We start from the raw sequence: 2,867 nt of genomic DNA on the forward strand, positions 1-2,867 counted from the left end.
GTAAGCACTGAATAACAGCACGTCTATATTTTCAATTTGAGGTCTCCTATACTGATTACCAGAAATTCAGTTAGGAGACTTTTTATGGAAGAAAAACATGAAATCATTGCACCCAATTTTATTTCAAAGCCATCTTCGATGTCGTCACCAACCCATGCGCCATATAAGCATATTGCGGCGAAGGTGGAGCTTAAAGGGATTCGTTTAACCATCTTCAAAGGTGTTAATCCAAAGCTCGCCAGCGAGTTAGTAAAGGTGTTAGTTGAAAATGCTCATTAATTGGCACGCACCTAAACATATCTATCTTGTTTGTGGGAAGACCGACCTCCGTAAAGGAATTGATGGTCTAGCGATCCTGGTCGCTGAAAACTATGGTTTGGAATTATATGATGATTCACTCTTCCTTTTCTGTGGCTTTAGGAGCGATCGTTTCAAGGGCTTATATTGGGATGGTGAAGGCTTTATCTTGCTTTATAAGCGCTATGAAAATGGTCATCTTAAATGGCCGCGAAGTTCTTCCGAAGCCCGCCTATTAAAGCACCAGGAATTAGTCAAACTTTTGAAAGGACTCAATCCTTTCCCAACGCCTAGTGTTCATAAAGCTAAACCAGGTAATCTCTACTAAAACTCTTTTTAAATCCCTCCGCTTCTGATATAATTAATCAGAATTCATTAAGACCGGAGGTGACGAACCATGGATTACGAAAAGCAAAGCGCTGAACTCAAAAAGCAATTAGCCGCTGCTCAGGCACAAATTGCTCAACAGCAGATGATTATCAAGGCCTTACAGAACCAACTATTTGGGAAAAAAACTGAAGTTTTTGAAGAAGTAGTTTCAGGACAGCAATCACTGTTCAATGACCAACAACTCGCTAAGCTGGAAGACAATGATCAAGATATTACTGAGGTAGTTACAGTCAAGCAAAAACAAGTGGTACGTCACCGCAAAGCTAAGCGGTCGGGTAAGCGTACCGCTTTTTTGAATAGTCTGCCCCAGGTAGACCAGGTAATTCCGCTAACGGACACGAAGTGTCCTCACTGTCAGGGAGAAATGACTAAAATTGGTCAGCGTCTGGCAAGACGGGAAGCAACCCTCAAGCCAGCCGAGTTATATTGCAAAAACTTTTACCAGGAAAGTTATAAGTGTAATCATTGTCATCCAGATGGCAACGATCTGGTTGTTAATAGTAAGGTGCCGCAGGCAATTTTGCCACACAGCTATTTCTCAAGTAGCATCTTGGCGAAGATTAGCGAATTAAAGTTTAACCTAGCTTTACCATTCCATCGTCAGCTTAAGCTTTGGTTGGCCATGGGAATGCCAGTTGATGACACTTTAATTACTAAGAATATTATTAAAGTCAGTGAAAGTTACTTGATACCTCTATATAAGAAACTATGTGAATTAATGCGTTCCGAAGAAGTAATTCATATGGACGAAACACCCTTCCAAGTGTTAGAAGAGCATAAAGCAAACTGTTATTTTTGGGCCACTAGGACGACCGCTGAATTTAGTCGTCATCCAATCAACGTCTTTCATTATGCCAATACACGCTCTGGTAAAGTTATTGAAGATATCGTGGGGAGTGATTATCAGGGAATTATAATGTGCGATGGTTATGGCGGCTATAGTAATCGCCTTTATCCAAACGCTAAGTTTGGATCATGCCTAGTGCATATTCGGCGTGAATTCATCAATATCATTAAGGCATTACACAATCGCCCTGCCAGATCTTCGATTGCCCAACAGGCAGTATCATTATTAAGGTCGGTTTTCCATACGGAAAAGTACTTAGTATATCATACTCAAGAAGAAAAAGCCGCAGAGCGAAGGAAAAGAATCAGGCTATTATTAGATTCATTTTATGACTACATTAGTCAGGTCCAGCGGCCCCTAGGCAAATTAAAGAATGCCATTCAAAACGCGTTAGCGTTAAAGTCACGAGTCTATCGAATTTTTGAAAATGGCCAAGTTCCATTGACCAACAATCCAGTGGAACAGGCCATTCGGCCATCAACGTTAATTCGTAAAAATAGTCTTTTTACGAAAAGCATTCGTGGCGCCCAGGCTAGTGCCGTATATTACACGATAGTTGGCACAGCTAAAATGAATCATTTGAACATCTATAAATACTTCAAGTATCTGTTTGATCACTTACCGAATCGTGAAAACAAAGATCTTGAGGGCTTTTTGCCATGGGCAAAAGAGGTCCAGGCTCAATGTCATATTTAAAATGAGCAAGCGTCATGCGTAACATCAAAACCGATGTCGTGCATGACGCTTTTTTTCAATACGTGTCGTTATTCGGTGCTTACGAAAAAGCCTCCTGTACTAAAGTTGCTTTTAGTATAGGAGACTTCACGAGTCGTGCCTAGACGTATGGATATGGACTACTTACAAACAACCCCCAGTGTCCGAATTAACGAACACTGGAGGTCGTCTTTTTAAGGTAGAGAATTAACTCAACCTTCTCCTAATTTTAGTACTTCTTCTTGCGGCGTCCGGCCAAGCTAAAGATACTTGCGAGCCCAGCGAAGAGGAATCCAAGGGCGGATGCCTTTTCGTTTGCTCCATTACCAGTTTGTGGTAATGTCTTTAAGCTATTATTCTTGCTACCACTCTTAGCTGTATTTCCATTCATACCTTCTGCATTATTGACAGTGTTACCACTGGTTTCATCATCAGTATTAGAAATAGCCCTATTAGATCCACTAGGAGAATTTGAATCATGCTTATTTCCAGAAATATCTTCACCCTTAACACCAATAATTAAATCTCTGCCTGGGATAGTATCCTTTGAACCATCTGGGTAATTTACTGTAGCTGTTCCGTCAGCACCTACTGTAACTGTAGTGCCAGCTGGGAACTT

At 41.0% G+C, this 2,867-nt stretch carries 4 protein-coding genes; 3 read left to right on the forward strand and 1 reads right to left on the reverse strand.

Annotated features, from left to right (window positions below):
• Positions 1-84 precede the first annotated feature (84 nt).
• From H9564_RS08940 to tnpC, 3 genes are all read left to right on the forward strand, one after another.
• Positions 85-279 carry a hypothetical protein gene (locus H9564_RS08940; RefSeq protein WP_057806372.1) on the forward strand — a complete coding sequence of 65 codons (195 nt, stop codon included), beginning with the start codon at positions 85-87 and terminating at the stop codon, positions 277-279.
• Positions 269-625 carry an IS66 family insertion sequence element accessory protein TnpB gene (gene tnpB / locus H9564_RS08945; protein WP_191685118.1) on the forward strand — a complete coding sequence of 119 codons (357 nt, stop codon included), beginning with the start codon at positions 269-271 and terminating at the stop codon, positions 623-625. Before H9564_RS08940 ends, tnpB begins: the two co-directional genes overlap by 11 nt.
• A 69-nt stretch (positions 626-694) precedes the next feature.
• Complete coding sequence (gene tnpC / locus H9564_RS08950; protein WP_191685119.1) at positions 695-2,230, forward strand: IS66 family transposase; 1,536 nt, start codon at positions 695-697, stop codon at positions 2,228-2,230.
• A 247-nt stretch (positions 2,231-2,477) separates the two neighbouring features.
• On the opposite strand, the gene H9564_RS08955 is transcribed toward tnpC, so the two are convergent.
• A partial coding sequence (locus H9564_RS08955) for an LPXTG cell wall anchor domain-containing protein (RefSeq protein ID WP_191685120.1) occupies positions 2,478-2,867 on the reverse strand: 390 nt, incomplete at its 5' end.

Source organism: Limosilactobacillus avistercoris, assembly GCF_014836425.1.
Classification (GTDB): domain Bacteria; phylum Bacillota; class Bacilli; order Lactobacillales; family Lactobacillaceae; genus Limosilactobacillus; species Limosilactobacillus agrestimuris.